Consider the following 25,479-nt stretch of genomic DNA (forward strand, 5'->3'; position numbering starts at 1 on the left):
ATTATTCCTCACTTTTTATCGGTACTGCCAAAGGACTTGCTTCGAGGTGGTTTACTTAATCCAGAACTTTAAAAGCTTTGATCGCAGTATTTGGTTCTATAATATTATATCCTTCCCAAAACTCAGGCGTATATTTTGATAAATACGTAGGTTTGCTATTCTTGTTTTCTTTATGAGTATCATAAGTAGCTTGATCGATGTTCTCAGAATTAAAGACGACAAGCTCTGATTTATATATGGTAGACATAACCATGTCAATCCCTAATGATAATTCGTTCTGTTTTCTTTTTCCTGAGACGAACTTGTTCTTTTCGATGATTTTTAAAGGACGGTTTACACCAAACTTTTCTCCGGTAATCTTTTCCATAAAACGAAGATCGTATTTTTGGTTTGCGTTCTTTGAAAACAGTAACTTCCCTTTATAGGTAGTTTCCTGAAACATAAGTCCCAATAGTTTAAAGCTTTTTAATAATCGGGTGTTTTCATAATCGATACGAACCACCGCAAAATCTTCTGTGTTAATATATAACGTTCCTTTAAAATCTCCCCTCCTTTTAGGGGTGAATTCGATAATATATACACTGTTATCGTCTATATAGGTATAGTCCTTTAAGGAGAAATGATACCTTCCCGGTTTTTCTAAAATATTTAGTTTGGATGCTCCGTGAATAAACAGCTTAGAGAAGAGTTGATTGATGTTGCTTTTACTGGAAATAAAAAAGCCATTATTTTTATTTGGGGAATCGATAGCTTCTTTAACCGCAGCGGCTTCTTTCTCATGCTCTATAATTGAGTCTACCTGGACTTTCTGACTAAAGATCCCGGATTTAAATTTTAAATAAGAGTCTTTTTTTACATTGTTTTTAAAGATGGTTTCTATCTTTTTGCCCATTTCTTCCAACGACCCGGTATTGTTTTTATCATATAGTTCTGCTGCTTTGATGATGGATAGTTTTTGTGTATTCTTATTGCCGTATAAATCCCCTAAAATTTCTGTGTAATACGATGTTTTTTGTGGGATGGTGGTAATTACACTATCCACAAATGCTTTATTAAACTCTTCTATGGTTGATTTTTTGAAGTCGACATCTAATTTACTCAGGTTTGTAAAATCGGAGTTTCTTAAAAACAATCTTTTGTGAGTAAGCGACGTATTGTAATTTTCTTGTAGTCGTTCTGTTGTTTTTTCTATGATTTCCGCTGCGCTTAGATGTTTGTTAGAGATAAATACACGGCTGAGTTCAATCGTTTTTGGAGCTATGGCAATAATACTGTCGATTGGAATGTGAAAAGCGACAGCCGTTTTTTCGTATCCCATAGAAGAGATGTAAATCGAATCTTGGGGAGTGTGCTTTTTAGAGATCGTATAACTAAACATACCTTCTTCATTAGTAATCACTCCTTCATTAGGAAAAAACTCAATAGTAGCATATGGAATTGGGGCTCCTGTTTTTTGGTCAATTACTCTCGAGGTAATTGTCTGAGAAAAAGAGATAGTAGACAAGAAGAGGAATAATATTAGTAAGGAACCCGTAATTTTTTTCATAATGGATGGTATTTTGATTGATGATGATATACAGAAGACTGATTGGGAATGAATTTGTTACATGAAGCCTGGTATAAAAATGTCATAAATAGAAAATCACGACTAAAACAGCGCTTTTTAATCGTGATTCTCAAGAGACAACTATTCAATAAGGGATTCCCTTATTATGAGATAGTGTTTGTCTGTAAGTTAGTATAAAAAATTATAATTCATCAACATTTTTTAGATTATCTCCTGATGTTCTGTCAATGAGTTTATTATAAGGGTCAATGCCTGCTTTTACCGGTTTTTTATCAGTGATAATTGTAAAGGTGTTTTCTCCGGGAGACAGCCATTTTCTATTCAGATAATACGGGTTTTTAATAGGCACATCTTCTGCATCGGTGATATCCTCTCCAAAAAGACCAATCTCTATATAGTTGGTGTTTGTGTCTGTTTTTATTTCCTTACCACTATCGCTGTAGTATGTTTTTTTAGAATCGACGGTAAAGGTGGTTTCATAGGTGTCGTCTTCCAGCTTTTTAGTAGTCGCTTTAGTAACCCTGTTTTCGTATAAAACAATCTCTTTGAATCCGTCATCTACTGCATATTTTAGAGAGTCAGGTGTGATGTCTCTGATGGCGTGATAAAGATTTTCAGAGGTTGGGTATACCCCTTTTTCAAAATACTTGTATTCCATAAGAAAAGATTGCAGTGCCTGATTCATTTTTTCTTCTCCAATCAAGTCCTGTAATTCGTACATAATCATAGATCCTTTTCTATACCAGATATGTTGACCGATTTCTACATTGAGAAGAGATCGTTCGGGTTTAAGACTGAAACTTCGGCTTCTTAGGTAATTATCAAGAGAGTATTTGAGAAAATTTTTGATTCCGTGTTCTCCATATTCATGTTTCATTGTCATGAGCGAAGTATATTCTGCCAGTGTTTCTGAGATAATATTAGCTCCAGAGGTTTTACTAGGAGTAACAATATGCCCCCACCATTGATGTGCAACTTCATGAGTAGTTACCCGGAATGCATAATTAAAATCTTCTGCCTTGTCAAAATCAGCTACAAACCCAAAATCTTCTGAGTAAGGAATAGTAGTAGCAAAAGATTGTGCAAAAGTAGCATAGGCAGGAAACTCTACAATTCGAATCACAGAATTAGGATATTCATAAAAGTTTTTAGAACAGTAGTCCAGAGCTGCCTTGACTCCATTAATAAAATGCTTCAGATTTCTTTTGTGTTTTGGAGAGTGATAGATCTCAATAGCCACTTCTTTTCCTTTGGGGGATATCCAATTAGCCTTTTCGGTATCATAAGAAGCAGATACGACATTAAAGAATAAATCGGTAGGAGACTCTAACTGATATTGATAATACGCTCGTTCGTCTTTTGTCCATTGTTTTTTTAAAATTCCGGGAGCAATAGCAATCTGATCCTTAACCGTACTAATGGTTGCTTCGAAATTTAGATAATTAGCATCTTCATTAAACAAATTCTTTTTTAGAGCAGCAGAATCTGTTCTGGGAGGAAACAGATACTCTAGTTTTTCCAGTCCGTGTTTTCTTCTGATTCCATTGTCTACCAGGCTTCTTTCATAGTAGAATCTAGGGAAAATAGAACTGTTTATAAAGGAGCCATTGTATAGAATTTCTTTTTCCAGTTGATTAGCAAATCCTTTAGCTTCAGAGGAAACTTCCACCACTAAAGAAGCCTTGGTGCCAGGAAGTAGTGGTTTGGGTAATTTATATATGGAAACTCTATAAACACTATCTTGTATTGCAGGGGATAGTACCGTATTGTTATACGTTACTTTGGTCAGTTTGGTATTTGCCCCCGGATAGGTGATTTCCATAAACAGTGTATCAATGGGGGTAGGATAATTATTGGTGATTGTATATACCCCTTTTGCCGCAACACTTCTTTTTTTTGGGAAAAGATCAATAGCCACTTTTAAATCCGTGACCTGAGGATGTGCTTTATCCAGGTATTTTGAGTATTTTTTCTCAGCTTCTACCTGAACTAAATTATTGTATTCTTCTCCGTGAATTTTATTGAGAACTTTTAGGTTGTAATAGCAAAAACCTGTAATGGCAATAAAAGAAATTAATGCCAGACATAGACCTAAACCAGTTTGTATCGAAAACCGGTTTTTCGCTAGCGTTAAACGTTCTTTTCCGGAAGAAAAGAAACCACGAGTCCAAAACAACTTTCCTATGATGACTAACAATAAAGTTAGGGATAGCCAATATGCATTCATCCACATAGTGCCTTTTAAGTAATGACCAAAACCATTCAAGTCGCTGACAAAGCTGGGGGTGGTATTCCCAAATAGTAATAAAGGGTTGTTGCTTTTAAAACCAAGAGAAACCAACATTGGGAGTCCAATATAGATGGCAATGATGATAAAGTGACCTAAAAATTTATTGTTTACAATAACATGAATAAAAAATGCTAAAAAAAGTGTAATGAGATAGGCAGGGAGAACGGATGTGAAATAAAAGGTAAAATACATTCCCAGTTCATACTTGGTGTATCCTAAGAAAGTCTGATAGAGCAACCCTAATAAAATATTAGCAAAGACTAGTAAAACAGCAATACCTGATAGGGAAAGGATCTTGGAAAGATAAAGACTGGTGTTTTTGATAGGCAACGCATCATAAAAAACAAATGTTTTGTTTTTTCGGGTTCGGTGAACTGCTTCTCCTGCATAAATGATCAATATAACAATAGCTAATAAAGTGACACCTCCCGAAAGCTTTTCTACCATAAATCTGGTCAGGGGTAGATTTGGTGTTTCGTAGGTTTTATTGGATAAATAGGTAGTAAAAATTGCAATAATCCCCCCGATAATTAAAAGAATGCTGAAAATAGGATCTTTAACAATTGATAAAAACTCTATTTTGGTTAATGATACTAAGTTATTGATGTTTGTTTTCTTATCAAATTTTTGAGTAGGAATGAGTGTCCCGGAAGAGACAAAAGCATCCGTATCGGTTTTTTGCTTTTTGCTTTTGGATAACAGAAAGCTTTTGTAATTAAAGCGAAAAAGAGTGAGAAAAAACAAACCGAATGCAATGCCAAGCCAGATAAGTCTGTTTAGTAAAAACTTTCCGTATATCGGAAGTTGATTTGAATTAAGTTCATTGATGGACCAGTATTTTTTTACAAACCGAAAAGCTCTTCCGCCAAAAGGATCTAAGTATACGCTGAGCCATTGATTATCGAATGAATTCAGGATATTTCCAGAAATGCTGTAGAGAATGAATAGTAAGATCCCCCCGAGATAAATAATAGGCATCTTCTTGAAAAATGCCATCAGGCAAAAGAAAAGAGCCCCTACGAGTAAGGCATTTATTTGCAGAATAAAGAAGAAGGGCAATAGGTAAGAAGAAGGATGAAAAGACATAAAAGTACCGTAATCAGGTCTATCTAAAAAGATACTAATCCCAAAACCAATAAGTACTCCTAATGTGGTGCATATATTTAATAAGGATGCGATAGCAAAACTTCCTAGAAAACGACCTAATACATAGGATTTTTGAGAAATAGGGAAAGTGAAATAGGTCTGTGCAGTATGGTGTTCTTTATCCCGAAAAATAGGAACCCCCATGATAGCGGCATAAAAGAAAATAGAAAGGATCGATATAATAGTAATGATATCTATGATATTGTTAGGGCTGTTGGTGAATTCTGCGGTCACGGATTTTTGAAGCACAGCAGCCAGTATTCCCATACCAAGGCATAGTGTTACATAGATCCAGGTGACAGGTCTTCTCAGTCTATATTGCAGTTCGAATAAGAATATTTCTTTCATCAGTTTTTTATTTATAAAGCAGTTGGGTGCTTTTCACGAAATGTCATGTTTGATAGAAAAATAGATGTTTATACATCTGTTTTTTCTGAAATGATTACAGCGTTAGAGGTGCTTTTTTAGGGCGGGAGATACTATAAAAATAGAAATCTTCGAGGTCATTGGCTATCGGGAGAAACCCTTCACCTGGAGGAGTCTCACTAAAGATGTTGATATTTAATTTTCCAGCCCTTAGGTAATTGGTCAAAACATTATAATGGGCTTCATAATCAGCTAATGCTGATTTTTCAATGCTTTTAGAATAGACTTTTTGATTTAGTGTGTCAGAAAGTTCCTGAGGTTTTCCCTTTACTAAAATTTTCCCTTCATTAAAGACAGCCATCTCATGGCATAAGTTAATAACATCATCTACAATGTGCGTACTGAGAATTACCACAGCATTTTCTCCTAATTCGCTCAATAAATTATGAAAACGGTTTCGTTCCATCGGATCAAGCCCTGCAGTAGGTTCATCTACAATAATCAACTGAGGGTTTCCTATTATTGCCTGTGCAATCCCAAAACGTTGTCGCATCCCTCCGGAAAAATCCCCGAGGTTTCTGTTTCTGAATTTGTATAAGTTTACTTTATTAAGAAGTTCCAGTACATATTCTTTTCGTTCTTTGGTATTCGTAATTCCTTTTACTTTTGCAATATGAGTTAACATCATTTCTGCGGTTACTTTGGGGTATACCCCAAAATCCTGAGGGAGATATCCTAAAATTTTTCTGAGCTCCTCCGGTTGTTTAAAAACGTCAATGTCGTTAAAAGTTATAGCTCCGCTATCAGCTAATTGCAAGGTAGCAATCGTTTTCATTAAAGTAGATTTTCCTGCCCCATTAGGACCGAGAAGACCAAACATTCCTTTCTCTAAGGTGATACTCACATTATTTAATGCTTGTGTCCCGTTGGCATATGTCTTATTTAGGTTTTTAATCGTAAGCATACAATTCTTTTTATGAATCAATTTATGAATTGGACGCTATTTTTGATGTTATGTTACAGCAGGTGTTTTTCAGACTGTTAAAAGAGGAGAAAACTAAGGAGGAGAAATAGAGACGATAGGAGATATATTGGTATCTTTGCTAGATCAAAATATAGTAGGAATTCATGCAACAAATTCGAAGAAACAGAAGATTGAGAACGAACGAGGCGATTCGATCTTTAGTAAGAGAGCAACATATTACACCGAATGATTTTTTAGTTCCCCTTTTTGTCGTAGAAGGGAAAAATGTTAGAGAAGAAATTCCGTCTATGCCGAATTATTACAGGTATAGCTTAGATATTTTAGAAAAAGAAGTAAAAGAATTATGGGCGCTGGGGTTGAAAGCTGTATTGTTGTTTGTAAAAGTGCCGGATCATCTCAAAGATAACCAGGGGACAGAAGCTGTTAATCCTGATGGATTGATGCAACAAGCCATAAAAACCGTAAAAAATGCTACGCCCGATATGCTGGTTATGACAGATGTAGCATTGGATCCATACTCCTCTTACGGACATGATGGGATAGTTGAAGAAGGATATATAGTGAATGATAAGACATGCGGTGTTTTAGCAAAAATGGCATTGTCTCATGCGCAGGCAGGAGCAGATTTTGTCGCACCCAGTGATATGATGGACGGTAGAATTCTCGCAATGAGAACCTTGTTAGAAAAAGAAGGTTTTTTTAATACGGGAATTATGAGTTATAGTGCTAAGTATGCCTCCGCATTCTATGGTCCATTTAGAGATGCACTGGATTCTGCTCCCGGTTTTGGAGATAAGAAAACATATCAGATGGATTTTTCCAATAGAGAGGAGGCGATAAAAGAAACGTTGATGGATATTGATGAAGGAGCTGATATTGTAATGGTAAAACCAGGATTATGTTATCTGGATATTGTCAGAGATGTGAGAGATGTGGTTGATGTCCCTGTAGCGGTATATCAAGTTAGTGGTGAATATGCAATGATCAAAGCAGCTGCCGAAAAAGGATGGTTGGATCATGATGCTGTCATGATGGAACAATTGATAGCAATGAAGAGGGCAGGAGCATCTGTAATAGCGAGTTACTTTGCAAAAGATGCGGTAAAACTTATCGGATAATAAGCAAGAAGAAGCATTCTTAAGAAGTGACAGAAGGCAACTGCCTCAGGGCAAAGCCTGCAAAGTATTCAAAAGAAACTACTATAAAATTGTAAGACAGAAGTGTCAGAGCGTTTAAGCCTACTTTAGTAAGTTAAGTAAGGGATCGTTTTTATTCCTTTTTGTGTGCTTTAATAAGACTAAGAATTCATGGCAGAATTATTCAAAAACATATACAACCTCTCTTTTTTTAATAAGATAATTCCTTATGTAAAAAAAGTGGTCCCGTATTTTGAAGCTGAAGAGTTTATCCGAAAAATAGTTGATAAAGATTGGGAAAAGAAAGAGCTGAAGCAACGAATGCGTCATATAACAGAAGTGCTACATAGCTGTCTTAAAGGGACATTTTCTGATCAGGCTGCTGTAATTACAGATGTTATTGATATGCTGGAAAAAGAGGGGATTAGAGAAGAAAGTATAGAATTCATGTTTTTTCCAGATTTTATAGAAATGTATGGGATATCACAATATGAAATATCGATAAAAGCCATTGAAAGAATTACACAGTTTACCAGTTGTGAATTTGCAATTCGTCCGTTTATTATCAAATATCCCGAAAAGACGATTTCTCAGATGCTACTCTGGTCAACACATACACATCCTATGGTAAGGAGGTTAGCAACAGAAGGTTGCCGTCCCCGCTTGCCTTGGGCGATGGCATTACCAGAACTCAAAAAGAATCCAGCGCCAATTCTCGCTATTTTAGAACAATTAAAAACGGATGAATCAGCATCTGTACGGAGAAGTGTAGCCAATAACCTTAATGATATTTCCAAGGATAATCCCGAGATCGTTATTGATCTGGTTCAAAAGTGGAAAGGAATCTCTAAAGAGGTGGATTGGGTAGTGAAACATGCCTCCAGAACATTGTTGAAAGCAGGAAATACAAAGGTATTACAGTTATTTGGTTTTGGAGCGGTAGATATGATAACAATCAGTGATTTTACGATACACACGCCAACGGTGATTATCGGGGATGCACTCCGTTTTTCATTTTTAGTAAAGAATACCAGCTCCCATGCTATAAAAATCAGGGTAGAATACGGGCTTTACTATATGAAGGCGAATGGGCAACTGGCAAAAAAAGTGTTTAAGATCAGTGAAAAATCATATGCAGGAAACTCGGTAACTCCTATTAGTAGAAAACAATCCTTTAAGATCATTACTACGAGAAAATTCTATGTGGGAAAGCATAAGATTTCTTTGATTTTAAACGGAAAAGAACAAGAAGCACATGGGTTTTTGTTAGTAAAATAAAACCAATGATTGGAAATAAATAATTGACTTGGTTATGGTTTTCCGTAAAATTTAGAATCTTAATTCCTTTAGTTTCGAGAGTGATAAACTCTTAAAACTAAAAGGAAGCATTGAAAAAAATTAGTACAGTTGGAATCATCGGTCTTGGTGCAGTAGGTTGTGGCATCGGTTACTTTATTCAAAAATCAGGAAAACAAGTAATCGCTTTTAAGAATAAAAGCAAACAAGAAAGCGTAAATAAGTCAGGGATTTTTAGAGAAAACATAAAAATCCGAAACAGTGCAAAAAATATAAACGTACCTCCAAAAGATGTATTTAAACCAGAAATAACATATTCTTTAGATGATCTCATAAAGAAAGCAGACCTTATTTTGTATTGTGGGTTATTTCCTGAATATGATAATGTCTATCAATTAAACTATGAACAAAAAGAATACATAAAAGATAAAAAGATTCCTTTTTTGATTTTTCCGGGAGTGTTTGGGGCAAATTGGATGATGTCTTCTGATGATTTTTTTTCGGGGATAGTAGCTTATTCTCCTGTGTTCTCTACGAGAGAAAAAGAACAATACGGGAAAGAGGAGATCATCAATATAAAAGGGGTAAAAAGTGCTATACCATTAGCTTATGAAGATCAAAATCTTAGACGTATTCTGATACACTTTTTTAATGAGGTATGTGGATTTAATAAGGATACAGACACATTTGTAGATGGAGGGAGACCTCTATTCGCATCTTTAGGTTCTCCAATTGCAGCAATCAATGGAGCAGCCATATGTGATAATGGAGAGCAATTGTTAGCAGCAAAAGGAAATAAAATAAAAGTAGCGCTTTACGCCTTGCGTCACCAATATGCAATACTATTTGAAGAAGTGTTCAATGAACAGTTAAAAATTGGAATGGTGTTGGGGGCTGATAAAAAAATTCCAACTATTAAAGATTGGCTAAGGAATAGATTACAAAAAATAAGAAATGGGACAATATCAGAAATGCTTTTCGAAATCTATAAAAATCAATATGTAACGATTTCTGAAAATGATAGAAGAATAAAAGAAACAGGAAGAACATTGCTCTTTTTCAAAACATTTGCAGAGGAAATAGGAGAAAGTGTCCCTGCTGTATGTCAGTTACTTGATGAGGTGAATTTGTTAAAAAAAAGACTAGGAAAATTACCATGCAACCCCAAACAGGAACAAGGTATTATTAAAGCTGCAAAGGAATATGCACGCTGGGCGCAAAGAAAAATGAGAAGTAAAGACAAGAGAAAAGAGGTGTTGTCTCCTTCTGTTTTTTGAGTATATTGTGCGACCTAGAAACTAATAAAAAAACGATGGATCACTCATTGAAATCGGAGCGAATTTTGACATTGCGAATAGACGCAAAAGATCTGTGGAAGGTGCTAACAGAATCAACATATACGAAACAATATATGTTTAATTGTGCTGTAACTTCCAATTGGGAAGCAGGAGATACGATTGTTTGGGAAGGGACCTATGAAGGGTATGAAGCTTTTCAAAAAGGTAAAGTAATCGAAATAATTCCTTATGAAAAGATAAAATATTCCACTTTTGATCCTAATTTCGGTCTGGAAGATATCCCGAAGAACTATATCCATGTGAGTTATCTGATATCTAGTGAAAATGATAAAACAATATTAAAAATTATCAACGAGACTTTTGATGGGAATTATGATCGGTTACACCATATCAATCAAGGATGGGAAATGGTCTCTGATAAGATAAAAAAGGTAGTGGAAACACTATAGGTTTTCTTTGTTGACGAGAGTGAGCATGAGGACTTTTTCTATGAATCGAAAACGTAAAACATACTTATATGTGCATGAAAACTGTATTGATTTGCTGGTTGATACCTGTATGGGTTTTTAGTCAAAAAGTGTCACTGGATGTATTTGAAAATTTAGTGAATAAAACATGGGTGGCCGAAGGAACCTGGGGAGATGGGAGTAACTTTAAACAGGAGTTAATCTTTTCATATGATTTGAATGGAACTATAATTACTGCAGATAGTTATGGTTTTGTAGATAAAGATCAAAAAGAATGGGGTAAACGTGCTCATGGAGTGCGACAGGTAGATGTAGCTTCAAATACCTTGGTTTTCTGGGAGTTTGATGTGTTTGGTAATATGACTACAGGGACAATGTATAGCAAGGGGAAAGATATCTATTACCAATATCGCTATGGTGAAGTGTTGCTTACGGATATGTGGAAGTATGTAAATGATGCCACTTACTCTTTTATTGTAGGGGAATTAATAGATGGAGAGTGGAAGAAAAAGTACTTGGAAACGACCTTTACGGTAAGTACGCAAGAAAAATAAAAACAGGGAGCATAGAAAACTCCCTGCGATCTTGATTTAAAAGAAATGTAGACGTAATTGCATTACGTTTAATAGCGAAATGAATATTTTGTAAATACTGGGAAATGATCCGATAAATCTTCACCGTTTTTCATAGGTCTCAATACCTTCATTTCAGGAGGTGTTACAGGAGATTTGTGTTCTGTACTATGTAAGATGTAATCTAAAGAATCATTGTAGTTCGGATAATTTTTAACAACGATTGTATTTTGATTCGAATAGGTCCCCATTTCTGTAGAAGGATTGAATGTGTAATTAATTTCAGCATGTAGAATATGCTTCATTTGAGCATAATCAGAGGGGTTTGTGTATTCGACATTCATATCCCCTGCATAGATAAGAGGTTCATTTTTTGAAATAGAAAAGCCAGTGATCCAGTTTTTTATTTCCCGAAGTTGACGCAGTCGTACGCTACTTCCGTTATAAGCATTATGATCCGCCTGAAGATGTGTTCCTACGATGTTGTATATGTAGTTGTCTTTTTTGATTTTTACAAAAGCAGCTCCTTTGTTTGCATAATAATCCGGAGTTCCATATCCCGAATGCTCGAAAACCAGCTGATGTTTTTCTAAAATAGGATATTTGCTGTATATGGTTACTCCTCCGTTGACAACAAACGGGCTGTTAGAGCAGTTGCCGCTGATTGAGTTCCAGTAGTTTCCCGCATAGCAAAATTGACCTACCAGACGGGTGTTATATGGATAATAACGTGATAGTTTATCTAGTAAATAGGTTTCTGCTTGTTGGTTAAAGCCTTCCTGAAAAACAATAACATCAATAGAATTGCGCATGCTTTTTAGGTATTCCAGTTGGGCAATGGCACGTTCTTTTTCTTTGTAATGACTAACCGAAGCAATACCAGGTAGATGAAAAATATTATAGCTCATTACGTGCAATGATTCTTGTATAAAAGGAACTTTAGAAGAACTCTCTTGTATCGTGTTTTGTAGCGTGGTATCATCATCTTTAGAACAGGAAACTAAAAATATAGAACAGAAAAATAAGGGGATAAGTACTCGAAATTTCATGGTTTGCGTTTTTTATTGTTTGTGAAACAAAAGTAGAAGGGAGATGCTATCTGCTGATTACTAAAAAGCTACTATTGTATTAAGAGTAGTGGTCGTATTTTAAATAAAAAATACTTGGTACGTAAATTCCCTCAGAATGAGATGTACGCAGCATTAAGAGGAGATCAGTACTGATTTTGAGACAAATTTTGGAATACTTAACCTCTGATATTTTTCATATAAGGATTGAGGTCAAAATAGATAGAATAGAGGTTTTTTGCAGATTAGATAAGGAACTTTGTGATAAAGTCTATATATTTAAGATCCAGCAATAAACAAAGAAACCAGATTCTTTTTATTGTTTCTCCATAGAAATCAAAGAGGACTAAGATATCGTTTTTATGAAGAGCTTTTTCTGATGGAAGGTTGAAAAAGTATACAAATGAAGACAATTAATGTTAGAGATGGGTGGCAAGGCAATTTTCTGTGGGAAGTAAATTTTTGAGAACGATTAAAACCTATGAAAAAAGACGAGTTAACCGTAGAAGAATGGGGAATGTTATTTCCGGTGATAATAAGACCACATAAAAAAGAATGGAATACAAATTTCTTGCAAGAGAAGAAGTTGTTAGAAAAAATACTTCCAGATCATACAATCAAACGCATAGAGCATTGCGGAAGTACTTCTATAGATGGGGTTTGTTCTAAGGATGTCATTGATGTAATTATTGGAATCCCAGAGGAAAAGGTGTTTGATCCAGAAGTTATATCGCAAATGAAGAAATACGGGTATCGGTATTTTAAGCAAGAAAAAAGTCATCCTCATTATATGATTTTTGTAAAGGGATTTGAATGTGGAGAAGGAGCAGAACAGCGGTTTTTTATTCATATGACGACCTTGAGTCACGAAGAAATCTGGGAACGCATTTTTTTTAGAGATTATCTGAGAACACATCCTGATATAGCAGAAGAATATGGAAGGTTAAAAGTCGAATTGGCAACTAAATTTGCTACTGATAGGATTTCATATAGAAAAGCAAAAACAGCATTTGTAATGAAGATAACCCACAAAGCAAAAACAGCATCTAAATGGTAACTTTTGTTGAGACAATTGTACAAGGCGCTATATAGAAGAACATTTTAATTTCAAGGGGAAACCCCAGGGTGTTTCAATCTCGATTATCAAGTAAAAAAAGGATCAGGAGTTCTTAATCCTGAAAATACAGACCAAAATGCGTACCTTAGCAAAAACAATTTTTGGAACACATTTTATGACACTTTTACTAGTATACGGGCTACTATCTATTTTCTTTTCTTTTTTATGTTCAATCCTTGAGGCTGTTTTGCTAAGTGTGACCTCCACATTTATCAATGTAAAGAAAAAAGAAGGGAAATCGTATGCCACAAAATTAGAAGACCTGAAAAAAGACGTTGATAAACCGTTAATTGCCATATTGACAATCAATACACTAGCACATACAGTAGGAGCTATTTTGGTTGGAGTGGAAGCAAAGAAAGCTTTTGGAGATGAAGGAAATGGAGTCTTGATAGTGTCGGTTGTTATGACTATTTTGATTCTGGTATTATCAGAAATTATTCCCAAAACAATAGGAGCTACTTATTGGAAACAACTATCTGGATTTACAGCAACCGTATTGCAAATTTTTATAGTTGTACTACAATGGACCGGGATTTTATGGATTCTGAGATTGGCAACTAAGCTAGTTGGGAAAAAAGGGCATCATGGTTCTATTTTGAGTAGGGAAGATTTTTCTGCAATGGCGGATATTGCCAGAGAAGAAGGAGTGTTTGAAGATTCGGAGTCGACAGTGATTAAAAATTTGCTAACCTTTAAGGAAGTAATGACGAAAGATGTGATGACCCCCAGAACTGTGATGAAAATTGCATCAGAAGATACTACAGTAAAAGAATTCTTTGATAAAAACGCACAACTTAGGTTTTCCAGAATACCGATATATAAAGATGATTCGGATAATATTACAGGAGTTGTTCTGAAAGATGAAGTGTTTAGAGAGATGGCCAATAACAATGGGAATATCCGATTAACTGATATAAAAAGACCAATCTTATATACTCATAGAAATGTTCCAATTCCTGAATTGTTTAACACTTTTATAGAGAAAAAAAACCATATCGCTTTAGTTGTTGATGAATATGGATCCGTAAGTGGTCTGGTAACTATGGAAGATGTTATAGAAACCCTGTTAGGATTAGAAATTATTGATGAAAGTGATGCAGAAAAAGACATGCAGGATCTGGCAAGAAAAAACTGGGAAAAACGAGCAAAACAAATGGGGCTGATTAATGATAAACCAGATTCGTAATGCATTCAATTGTAATAGAAACCCCCTTAGGCAAAGCAATTATCTCTGGAGATGATATGGGAGTTTGCGAAATTACAGTTACTAAAGAGACAGATATAGAACAATCAGCAGCAATACCTTCGTGTCTTCAGGAAGCTGCAGATCAGTTAAGTGCTTATTTCGAAGGGAAACGAACAACATTTGACTTGGAATTAAACCCCAAAGGAACGGTATTTCAAAAAAAAGTCTGGAAAATGTTATTGGAGATCCCATATGGGAAAACCTGGAGCTATATGGATATGGCGAAGAAAATGGGAGATCCTAAAACAATTCGGGCAGTGGCTACTGCGAATGGAAAAAACCCATTGTGGATCGTTGTACCGTGTCATCGTGTTATAGGAAGTGATGGATCCCTTACAGGTTATGCAGGAGGTTTATGGCGAAAAAAATGGCTATTGGATCATGAAAATCCTGTGAAACAACAATCTTTATTCTAGAGTACAATCTCAGGGATTAAATTTATAAATTAGTAGAGCTGTTCTTATCAGTACATAAGGAGTGCGCCGTTAGCTAATAATAAGCTCATTTATAAATATAAAAGCATGAAATACATCAAACGATTTTTTAAAGGTCTTCTGTTACTTTTAGGGTTGATTATACTCCTATTGTATATTTTTGACTACGATTATATTTTAAAAGGAGTCAGGGTTGTGTATCTCAAAGGATATACCTCTGCTTATATAGATGATTATCCCAGTTTTGATAATAGAACAATAAAAAAAGGAGAGACAGTTATTGCCTGGAAACAACACCCGGGATATAATACAGCTACCGCTACGGATAAGCTAATTGCTACAAACGAAAAATACGGAACGGTTGCTTATCTCATCATAAAAGATGATCAAATCTGGTATGAGAAGTATGAAGAAGGGTATGGAGTAAGCTCGAAGACAAACTCTTTTTCAATGGCTAAGAGTATTGTGACATTACTGTTGGGAAAAGCTATAGCGGATGGATATGTCAAAAACCTAGAGCAGCCAATCGGAGATTTTTTACCAGAGTTTTCAGAAGGAATAGCAGCTAAAGTTACTGTAGGAGATTTATCATCCATGTCATCAGGATTGGACTGGACAGAGCATTATACAAGTCCTTTTTCTATTACTGCCAGAACCTATTACGATGACGATATTCGACCGATATTTAAAAACCTTAAGATAATAGAGGAGCCAGGAAAATCGTATAAATACCTTAGTGGTAATACTCAGTTATTAGCAATGGTACTGGAAAAAGCCACAGGGAAAAACTTGTCGGATTACCTGAGTGAATCGTTGTGGAAACCTTTAGGAATGCAGCAAGATGCATTGTGGCAATTGGATAGTGAAGAAAACGGAATGGAAAAAGCCTACTGTTGTATTTCTAGTAATGCCAGAGATTTTGCCAAGTTTGGGGTTTTGATGAATCATGAAGGAATGTTTAATGGTCGACAAATTATTCCAAAAGAGTTTGTAGATATAGCAACCAATCCCCGGTTTGGAAATGGAACTCCTTATGGGTATGGATACTGGTTATCGAACCATATGGGAAAAAAGATTTTTTTGATGAGAGGCATATTAGGACAATATGTAATTTCTATTCCCGAAGATAATTTGGTGATTGTCCGGTTAGGGCATAAACGAGGTGTTTTTGAAGGGGATAAGGATTTTACAGATGATTTTTATGTGTATGTTGAAGAAGCCTATAAAATGTTAGAAAATGCTTCACAAAATTAATCTCGAACATATATTATTTCTGGATATAGAAACAGTTCCTTTGCATGAAAGTTATCAGGACTTAAGTGAGGAGATGAAATACTTATGGGCTGATAAAACCAGATATCAGCGCAAAGAGGAATTCTCAGCAGAAGCATTTTATGAGAGGGCAGGTATTTGGGCAGAATTTGGAAAAATTATCTGTATTTCTGTTGGGTATTTCGTATTGCGTGGAGATAGTCGCTCTTTTAGAACGAAATCTTTTTTTGGTGATGAAAAAGAACTTTTGATAGCATTTAAGCATTTATTAGAAGCCTATTATTCGCGCCCTCATCATTTGTTGTGTGCTCATAATGGAAAAGAGTTTGATTTTCCATATATCGCCAGAAGGATGATTATTCATGGAATATCGCTCCCTGGGAAACTGAATCTATTTGGTAAAAAGCCATGGGAGGTAGCACATTTGGATACATTAGATCTTTGGAAATTTGGAGATTATAAACATTATACTTCCCTAAAGCTAATGACGGCTATTCTGGGAATTCCTTCTCCAAAAGATGATATTGATGGCAGTCAGGTTCGAGAAGTTTATTACGAAGAGAAAGATATTGATCGGATCATTCTGTATTGTGAAAAGGATACGGTAGCAGTTGCGCAGATTCTCTTGCGCTTGCGACAAGAAGAATTACTGGATGAGGAAGAGATAATTTCTGTATAAATGAATAAAAGCCCTGAGAAATAATCTCAGGGCTTTTTGAAAAATCAATAAATTAATAGGTTTATTAGCTTATTGTTTCACAAAGCGTTTTAAAAATTCATGTTCATTTGTAGTTACTTTTAGTAAATACGTTCCGGGTTTTAATCGGTCTACGGTAATGTGTGTCTTTAATAGGCCTGTTCCTACTGTTTTTCCATGTAGATCTATCAGCTGATAAGAAGCATTTTCAGCAGGATTTTTTAGTGAGACAGTAAGGGTACCGTTGGTTACAGGGTTGTTTTTTATCATTAATTCATTATTAGCAGGAGGTGTTTTTGCAGAAATAATGTTTAAAGATGTTGCCCCATTTGTACTGGAAGTACAAGATCCCAGGTTTTTCCATCCAGATGTTGTTCTTTCAGAAACTGTATTTTCAAACAATGCTCTTTCTCCTACTTTGTAAATCTTTTGACTATCCCAGGGAGCAATACCACTACAGGTATAGCTGGTTTTTACTCTGTTATTTCCTGATAAGGATAAGGCAATATTATCAATCGCAATATCTGCTTTTTCAGAAGCCCCGACAGCTCTGTTAAAACGAAGTTTTACAGTTCTTCCTAAGAAAGGAGATAAGCTAACTGTGGTGTTGTACCAGCCGTCACCTTTGTTTCCAGTTAGATGCCATAAGCTGATCCAGTTTGCTTCTCCTTCTGCACTTGCTTCTAAAGATAAATTCCCCATATCACCATCTCCATACATATGATAGCTGAAAGAGAATACAGGGTCAGGTCCTGAGCTTAGGTTAAAACAAGGAGATGTTAGAATCGCCTGTTTATTGGAGTTTACAACTCCGTTTTCAGAAGCTTTTACATAGAGATAGTAGGTGCCTTCCTGTGGATAAGAAGGTCCGGTTCCAGCGGTAGGAGTTCTCCCGTTTTGAATTGTCCAGTCTAAGTGATCATTTGAGGATTGTACCCAGGCTCCCAATGTGTTTTCATATCCTTCATGGTATGGGTAAACAGAGATCGTACTGCTACATCCTTCTATAGATCCGTCTGTAGTTGTAACAGTTAAAGAGTTTCCATATTCCGATGCATTGCCATCAATATCAAACGCTTTAATTTTAAAGTTATAAGAAGTTGATGGGTTTAATTGAGAAATAGTAGCGCTTCTCTTATTAGTAGTGGTTATTAGAATTCCATCCTGATATAATTTATACCCGGCAACCTCTGTATTATCGACAGAAGCATCCCATACCAGGTTAACATTGGTTTTGTTGATCTGCTTCGCAGAAAAGTTTGTAGGGGCAGATGGATTTTCTCCTTGATTAGAGCTAGATAATGGGACTTTCCATACACCACGCCCATAGGTTGCTGCTATTAATACATTGTCTTGTAAATTTATTTCCAGATCGCGTATCGAAGCATTTGGAAGATTGTTTGAGTAATTAATCCATTCTCCGTTTCCATTCTTTAAGTATACTCCAAGATAAGTCCCTAAATAAATAATATCAGAGCCTTTTTGATGTTTGACAACAAACTTAGATTCATGAGGGAGGTTTCCAGTGATGTTTTCGAAATCTACTCCTTGGTTTACAGATTTATATACCCCTCCGCTATAAGTTACTCCTGTAGTTACATATAGCGTATTACCGTTGTCATTGTTTACTTCTATAGAAGTAATAGGCTCTCTAAAAGTATGTATTTTTGTCCAGTTGATTCCTTTATCGGTACTTTTGTGTAGATTGTAATCATGAGCTACATAAATGGTACTGTTATTATGTGGGTCTATTTCTATATGATCAATGTTTCCGGTAAAATTAAAAGTGGATATTTTTGTAAATGCATTTCCTTCTAGTTTATAGAAGCCTTTGTATCCTGCATAAATTACCCCATCAGTATCCATTGCTAATGGAGTCACCCAATTTCCTGTAGAGGGACCACTTGCTACATATTTGTTAGAAAGACCTCTGTCTTCTGTTTTGTATAAGTAGCGACCGTATTGAATAAATCCATAGTAGACATTGGGATTTCTGGTATCGACTACACAATCCATTCCATCGGCTCCGTGATATACATTCCATTGAGTACCTCTTAGTCCGAATCCTCCATTATCTTGTAATCCTCCCACAAGCCTGTCTGAGCTTGAATTTTGAGCTACAGAAATTTTGTAAAACTGACCTATTTGTAGCCCTTTTGTGTAACTGGTGAATGTTGCACCATCATTATTAGAAAGGTAAAAACCTCCATCACTACCACAGTATAATTCCCCATTGAAGTATCTTAGGTAATGGATATCTGCATGAGTATAGGTTACTTGTTTAGGAGAAGCCCAATAGTTAATTCTATTAAAAGTATCCCCTCCGTTAGTAGACTTCCAGATGTTGAGGCATCCGACGAAAACAACATTTGGGTTCGTATCTGAAACAGAAAGTGCTAAATCGTACCATGATTGGGTGTTTTCAAAGATGTTTTTCGTTTCTCTTGTTTTTGTAAAAGTTGTTCCGCTATCCGTAGAACGGTATAGCCCTTGAAAAACATAACTGTAATCCGAACTGACTAGGTATACATAATTAGGATCAGCAGGCGTTACATCAATTACTAAACGACTGGATTGAGTAGGTAAACCAGCGGTGATTTGTGTAAAGTTATTTCCTCCATCTGTTGATTTATAAAAAGCACTGGTAGAAGCAGCATATATTACAGATGCATCCCCTGGTTTTAATTTAATGTCTTTTATATTTCCGTTTAATGTTTTTCTCCATGAAACTCCGGCATCTGTAGTTTTATATACTCCTGAATTGGTGGCTATCCATAGGACATTAGAATTCGAAGGATCGATATATATATCATTACTGGAAGGGCTTCCGGAAGAGAATACCAGACCTGTCCTAGCCCAGGTAGCTCCGCCATCGGTAGATTTTAACACTCCAATACTATAAGAATCTCGGTTGTCATCGTCTCCTGTGGAGATATAAATAATATCAGAGTTATTAGGGTCAATGGCAATTCCAGATACTCCTATCTGTGGAATTTTATCTGTTAGCGGAATCCAGTTAGCTCCTCTATCGGTAGATTTCCAAAGACCTCCTGCAGGAGCACCTACATATAGGATGTTTGGGTTGTTAGGGTCTGGCATTGCGACATTAACCCGACCTTGTCCAGGCGACCAGGAAACACTCTGGTTATGATCAAAAGGACCCATTGGTGCCCAGAAAGTATTACTGCTGTTTTTCTCGATACTTAATTTTTCCTTCTTTTCCCAGGCATTCCAGAGAATATCACTCGATGGAATTGTCCCATCTGGAAGTACGGAGTATTTCCAATATTCCTGCCACCTCATGTAGGGTTTGTATCCACTTCCTTTTACGGTGTGATCTTTGTCTTTCCAATATTCCTGAAAAGCAGCGGTTATTTCTTCCAGAGTAGGAGTGTGTTGTTGAGAATTAACGGAACGCTCTTTTTGCTGTAAGGTTTCCATCCACGGAGCACCTGATACATATTGCCCCTGGATAAATGAACAACTTAAGCCGAAAACGGCCAATAGTAGTTTTTTCATCGTAATGATTTTAAAGGTTTAATAGTTTATTTAGTTGTAATTTCCTTGATAGTAGGGTATAGGAATCCTGAAGAAAAAATGTATTCGAAATTCGGAAAAGAGTACAGGCTCCCTTCAATCAATATTCAATGTTTTTGAATATTGATGACAAAAGAATACAGTTTTACTTCTGGGAACTATTTGAAATAAATAGTGGCAGTTAAGTAATTACATTATAAATAATACGAATGGAAGTATATTGATTACGATATACCAGTTTTGGGTTTGTTTTTTCTTTCTTGCATAGGTTTCGGTGTGAGTAAAAATGATTAGGTTTAATTAGAGGTATTAATTTTCGGGAGTTTGAAAAGAAGTTGGCTTTTCCGAAAAATAACAAGGAAAGAGTATGTTAGTTAGTGTATCTTTTTTTGATGATTATTAATTAGGTTTTGCATTTCAAATTTCCGAAAAAAAAGATGGTTAGAATTGTTTTTTCGACCAAAAACAATGAATATATGACAAACTACCTAGTTGATATGACAAAGTAAAATATATATTTTTACATGTAAAAATCCCTGTGATCTATTTTAGAAATCACAGGGATTTTAAATAATAAATGTGCCCTAATATTTATTATTTAATAAAGCGTTGTGTATGTTCTTTTTTATCTGAAAGGACTTTAAGAATATAGACTCCTTTTGGAATTCCTGTAACATTGATATCAGTAGAGAAGTCTCCTTCTCTAATAATTTTTCCTTGAATATCAATGATAGAGTATGTGGCATCCTTAGAAGGAATAAATAGAGTGTGTAAAATATTTCCTTTTATCGGATTAGGTTCTATGACCAATTTGTTGATTACCGGAGGATATTCTACATTTAGAGAAGCTGTCTTTTGGTCTCTCGTAAAAGTTGTGCCACAAGCACCTAATCTTTTCCAACCACTTCCTGTAGCAATTCTTTCAAACAGATAACCACGGTAAGTAACCTTATCACCTACCTGATATGTTTGACCAGATCTCCACTCTTCAATACCATCACAGATATCTCCAGTTGTTCCTGCGCTTTTTAAAGCAAAATTATCAATAGCAATATCTGCTTTCCAGGTAGCTCCTGTTAGTCTGTTAAAACGAAGTTGTACCGTTCCTCCTGAGTATGCAGACAGATCAATACTGGCAGATAGCCAATTGTTTCCTTTGTTACCAGTTTGGCTCCATAGGCTTACCCAGTTTGCACCGTTATCTTTACTTGCTTCCAGAGCGATGCTTCCCATGTCATTATCTCCATACATATGGTAGTTGAAGCTTACAGTTGCCTGAGTCAAATTTGTCAGGTCGAAACAAGGAGAAGTAAGAATAGCTCTTTTGTTAGGATGACCAGTACCGGTTACAGATGCTTCTACATAGATGTAATAACTTCCCTGATGTGCACTGGAAGGACCAGTTCCATTTGATGGTGTTTGTCCGGTTCTTGTTGACCAGTCAATATTGTCATTATTGCTTTGCTTCCATGAACCAAAGGAGTTTTCGAATCCCTGGTTATAAGGGAATGTCTGTACTGCTGCAGTACATTGGTCTCCACCGGTACCACTTGTTGTAGCAGATACCGCATCACTCAGAGCGGATTGATTTCCTGCTGCATCTTTAGCTCTAACTCTGAATTGATAACTGGTATTCGGAGTTAACCCTGTAATAGTAGCAGAATTTCCTGATACAGACGTAACAATAGTACTTCCCTGATAAACATCGTACCCTGTTACTCCTACATTGTCTGTAGCGGCATTCCATGATAATGTAAGAGAAGTGCTGCTGATATTAGAAGCGACTAAAGCCGTCGGAGTAGTTGGAGCTTGTGTATCTCCTCCGGATGCTCCGGCAAGAGGAACTTTCCATACACCACGACCGTAAGTAGCGGCTATCAGTACCTGATCTTTTAAATTAACCTCCAGGTCTCTTACAGAAATAGTTGGCAGATTCGAAGAATAGTTTACCCAATTGTTATTACCACTTTTGTAATATACCCCCAGGTAAGTTCCCAGATAGATATTTTCTGTTCCTTTTTGGTGACGAACAACAATTTTTGCTTCTCCAGGAAGACCTCCTGCAATATTGCTAAAATTGGTTCCCTGATTAGTAGACTTAAAAACTCCTCCGTTACCAGAACCACTGGTGGTTACATAGATAATGTTAGAATTGTCATTGTGAACTTCTACAGAAGAGATATTTGTTTGGAAAGTATGGATAGAACTCCAATTAACTCCTTTGTCCGTACTTTTATATAAATTTCTATCTCTTGCCACATACATATTATTGGCATTGTTAGGATCTAATTCTATATGGTCTATTTTTCCGCCAAAGTTAAAATTAGACACTTTTTGGAAGGAATTGTTACTCACTTTGTAGAACTTGCTATATCCAGCATATAATACCCCATTTTTATCTGAGACAAGTGGAGTAATCCAATTTCCTGTTTCTGGCCCTCTTGCTACTTGACGCTGCGTAACTCCTCTGTTGGTTGTAACATATAGTTGTTGCCCATTTTGTATAAAGCCATAATATGTATTAGAATTATTACCACTTACAGCACAATCCATTCCATCGGCTCCGTAATAGTTATTCCATTCTGTTCCGTTGAGGGCATATCCTCCATTGTCCTGTAGGCCACCAACTAATCGATTAGCACTACTGTTTTGAGCTACAGATATTCTATAGAACTGTCCGATCTGTAATCCTTTGGTTAAATCATTAAAGCTACTTCCGTCGTTTTCAGAAAGGTATACTCCTCCATCACTACCACAAAATAGTTTTCCGTTATAATATCTCAAAAAGTGGATATCAGCATGTGTATAAGTTGCTTGTCTGGGGGAACTCCAATTGTTGATTTTGGTAAATCTGTTTCCTCCATTAGTTGACTTCCACACATTAAGACATCCTACAAAAACAATGTCAGGGTTTTTGTCAGATACTCCAAGAGCTAAATCATACCAAGCTTGAGTACTCTCAAAAATATTTTGAGTTTCTTGTGTTTTAGTGAAGCTTTCTCCGCTGTTTGTCGATTTGTATAGACCTTGAAAAGAATTTCTAGTGTTGGCACTTAATACATATACATACTCAGGGTTAGCTGGAGTAATATCAATCACTAATCGTCCTGATCGGGAAGGAAGGCCACTCTGTTTTTGACTAAATGTATTTCCTCCATCAGTAGATTTGTAAAAATTAGAACTGGTAACAGCATAAATCACCTTAGAATTTCCAGGTTTTAGTTTGATGTCTTTGATGTTACCATTCAGTGTTTTTGTCCAATTTGTTCCTGCATTGGTAGTTTTATAAACTCCCGTATCGGTGGCTACCCATAAGGTATTGGAGTTATTCGGATCAATGTAGATATCATTACTGGATGCTCTGCTACTGGTGAAGGTCAGTCCGGTTTTGTTCCAGCTAGCACCTCCGTCAGTAGATTTTAATACCCCAATACTGTAATTATCATTGGTATCATCATCTCCTGTAGAGATATAAATAACTTTAGAGTTATTCGGGTCAATAGCAATTCCAGAAACTCCTATTTGAGGGAGTTTGTCGGATAGTGGCGTCCAGTTAGCTCCTCTGTCTGTAGATTTCCAGATTCCTCCTCCCGGTGCTCCTACATAAAAAGTGCTAGGGTTGTTAGGATCTATGATGGCTACATTGACACGTCCTTGTCCTGGAGACCAGGAATTTGCCTGATTGTGATCAAATGGTCCCATAGGAGTCCAGGTAGCTGCTGAAGCATTTTTGGTAGTTGCCGTCATTTTTTTTCTTTGCTCCCAGGCATTCCAGAAGAACTGAGGAGTAGGCACTGTTCCATCAGGAAGTAATGCATGCTTCCAGTACTCTCTCCATCTCATAAAAGGCTTGTATCCACTTCCTTTTTTGGTGTGGTCTTTATTTTTCCAATAAGAGTCAAAAGCTTGACTTACTTCTTGGAATTCCATCGTTTTTCCTGATTTGGCTTTGTTCCCCTGGTTTACCCATGGTGCATCAGGATTAAATTGAGCCTGACTGATACCACAGGTCAGGCCAATTAAGGCAATTAATGTTTTTTTCATTAGTTGAGCTTGTGTTAAATTAGTTAAATTTTAATTCTAAAGTTTGTGTTTGTTTATTATGGTATCTACATAAGATAAGCATAGCTATTAATAGCTACTTGCGTGTCTTGGTATTATATAGGAAGTTAGTTAGGCTGCCTAAATACGGGGAATAAAGAACAAATGCAAGTAGGTTTCGATTAACCTCGATGCTATCTGTGTATAGAATTAAATCGTTAAATACTGTATGATGTACGTGTGTTGGTTAGTTTGACGAGGAAACTAAGACAAGGGCGTTTATAGGATTTCATTTGTTTGACGTTGAGTTTGTTAAAAAAAGTTAGTAGTTAGTCCCAAATTTCTTAAAAAAAATATAGAAAAAACAGACTTTTCGATAAAATGCAAATAAATTAGTGTGTTCGAACATTTTTGTGAAATAATCGATATGATTTTGAAATGATTTTTTGTTTTTGTAAGAAAAAAGATTACAAACAAGAAGTAACGTCCTCTTGTATCAGATGATTAAGCACTGGGATTGTATTGCCTTCTTTTGTTTTTCTGAGACAGAATGATTTTTAGGTAAGGGGTTGCGGGATAATTGAGAGTTAGATCCCTTGCGTACTTGTATTGAGGAGGAACATTGTATTTTTTCTGAAAGAGAGAATCAACCAGGTAAGTTGATTTTGATGAGGTAGTTTTACCCCCCATAAAACAAAATGTATACTAACATAGTAATTGTAAATTGTCCGAAAAGTCTTTGTTTATAGGCTATTTGGGCTTTTTTTTGAATTTTTTTTGAAAAAACAAAATGTATACTAAATACCCTAAAATACCATATTAATACCCTTATTAATTCTTTTAAATACCGTTTTAGTTCTTCGTTTACATGGTATTTAATACAATAATACAACATAATACCTAATCCCTTACGAATAAAGGCTTAAAAGCTCTTTAAACAGC

Annotated in this window: 16 protein-coding genes; 10 read left to right on the forward strand and 6 right to left on the reverse strand. The window is 35.9% G+C overall.

All coding sequences use genetic code 11. The features are described 5' to 3' along the window. Positions 1–55: 55 nt before the first annotated feature. The 3 genes from HN014_RS07870 to HN014_RS07880 form a co-directional block, all read right to left on the reverse strand. Positions 56–1,546, reverse strand: a complete 1,491-nt coding sequence (locus HN014_RS07870) for a carboxypeptidase-like regulatory domain-containing protein (protein ID WP_176028336.1) — start codon at positions 1,544–1,546, stop codon at positions 56–58. Positions 1,547–1,748: 202 nt separating this feature from the next. Then, positions 1,749–5,351, reverse strand: a complete 3,603-nt coding sequence (locus HN014_RS07875) for a M1 family aminopeptidase (RefSeq protein WP_176028337.1) — start codon at positions 5,349–5,351, stop codon at positions 1,749–1,751. A 94-nt stretch (positions 5,352–5,445) separates the two neighbouring features. Further along, complete coding sequence (locus HN014_RS07880) at positions 5,446–6,333, reverse strand: ABC transporter ATP-binding protein (protein ID WP_176028338.1); 888 nt, start codon at positions 6,331–6,333, stop codon at positions 5,446–5,448. A gap of 164 nt (positions 6,334–6,497) precedes the next feature. Between HN014_RS07880 and hemB the strand changes: the two genes are divergently transcribed. The 5 genes from hemB to HN014_RS07905 all read left to right on the forward strand — a co-directional run bounded on the left by hemB (position 6,498) and on the right by HN014_RS07905 (position 11,105). Next, complete coding sequence (gene hemB, locus HN014_RS07885; RefSeq protein WP_176028339.1) at positions 6,498–7,472, forward strand: porphobilinogen synthase; 975 nt, start codon at positions 6,498–6,500, stop codon at positions 7,470–7,472. Between the two features lie 189 nt (positions 7,473–7,661). Further along, the gene (locus HN014_RS07890; protein ID WP_176028340.1) at positions 7,662–8,768 is read left to right on the forward strand and encodes a DNA alkylation repair protein; all 1,107 of its coding nucleotides are present in this window, start codon (positions 7,662–7,664) and stop codon (positions 8,766–8,768) included. A gap of 110 nt (positions 8,769–8,878) precedes the next feature. Further along, positions 8,879–10,063 (forward strand): 2-dehydropantoate 2-reductase N-terminal domain-containing protein, encoded by a 1,185-nt coding sequence (locus HN014_RS07895; RefSeq protein WP_176028341.1) that lies wholly within the window; start codon positions 8,879–8,881, stop codon positions 10,061–10,063. Between the two features lie 35 nt (positions 10,064–10,098). Further along, the gene (locus HN014_RS07900; RefSeq protein WP_176028342.1) at positions 10,099–10,533 is read left to right on the forward strand and encodes an SRPBCC domain-containing protein; all 435 of its coding nucleotides are present in this window, start codon (positions 10,099–10,101) and stop codon (positions 10,531–10,533) included. Between the two features lie 74 nt (positions 10,534–10,607). Further along, positions 10,608–11,105: a hypothetical protein gene (locus HN014_RS07905; protein WP_176028343.1), complete on the forward strand. Its 498-nt coding sequence runs from the start codon at positions 10,608–10,610 to the stop codon at positions 11,103–11,105. Positions 11,106–11,173: 68 nt separating this feature from the next. Here HN014_RS07905 and HN014_RS07910 read toward each other — a convergent pair whose 3' ends face one another. Then, positions 11,174–12,172 (reverse strand): sphingomyelin phosphodiesterase, encoded by a 999-nt coding sequence (locus tag HN014_RS07910; RefSeq protein ID WP_176028344.1) that lies wholly within the window; start codon positions 12,170–12,172, stop codon positions 11,174–11,176. Positions 12,173–12,671: 499 nt separating this feature from the next. Here HN014_RS07910 and HN014_RS07915 point away from each other — a divergent pair, with 499 nt between their 5' ends. The 5 genes from HN014_RS07915 to HN014_RS07935 all read left to right on the forward strand — a co-directional run bounded on the left by HN014_RS07915 (position 12,672) and on the right by HN014_RS07935 (position 16,941). Beyond that, entirely contained in the window at positions 12,672–13,247 is a 576-nt protein-coding gene (locus tag HN014_RS07915) for a GrpB family protein (RefSeq protein WP_176028345.1), read from the forward strand. Positions 13,248–13,422: 175 nt separating this feature from the next. After that, on the forward strand, positions 13,423–14,496 hold the full coding sequence (locus HN014_RS07920; RefSeq protein WP_176031061.1) for a hemolysin family protein: 1,074 nt from the start codon (positions 13,423–13,425) through the stop codon (positions 14,494–14,496). After that, complete coding sequence (locus HN014_RS07925) at positions 14,496–14,972, forward strand: methylated-DNA--[protein]-cysteine S-methyltransferase (RefSeq protein WP_176028346.1); 477 nt, start codon at positions 14,496–14,498, stop codon at positions 14,970–14,972. Before HN014_RS07920 ends, HN014_RS07925 begins: the two co-directional genes overlap by 1 nt. A 105-nt stretch (positions 14,973–15,077) precedes the next feature. Next, a complete protein-coding gene (locus HN014_RS07930; protein WP_176028347.1) occupies positions 15,078–16,244 on the forward strand; it encodes a serine hydrolase in 1,167 nt (388 codons plus the stop codon). Further along, entirely contained in the window at positions 16,228–16,941 is a 714-nt protein-coding gene (locus HN014_RS07935; RefSeq protein WP_176028348.1) for a 3'-5' exonuclease, read from the forward strand. The genes HN014_RS07930 and HN014_RS07935 overlap by 17 nt, the downstream gene beginning before the upstream one ends. 69 nt (positions 16,942–17,010) lie before the next feature. Here the strand turns inward: HN014_RS07935 and HN014_RS07940 are convergent, their stop codons facing one another. Together HN014_RS07940 and HN014_RS07945 are read right to left on the reverse strand one after the other, a co-directional pair. After that, a complete protein-coding gene (locus HN014_RS07940; RefSeq protein WP_176028349.1) occupies positions 17,011–20,478 on the reverse strand; it encodes a T9SS type A sorting domain-containing protein in 3,468 nt (1,155 codons plus the stop codon). A gap of 612 nt (positions 20,479–21,090) precedes the next feature. Further along, positions 21,091–24,540 (reverse strand): fibronectin type III domain-containing protein, encoded by a 3,450-nt coding sequence (locus HN014_RS07945; RefSeq protein WP_176028350.1) that lies wholly within the window; start codon positions 24,538–24,540, stop codon positions 21,091–21,093. Positions 24,541–25,479: the final 939 nt, after the last annotated feature.

The sequence above is a fragment of the Aquimarina sp. TRL1 genome, from assembly GCF_013365535.1.
Classification (GTDB): Bacteria; Bacteroidota; Bacteroidia; order Flavobacteriales; family Flavobacteriaceae; genus Aquimarina; species Aquimarina hainanensis.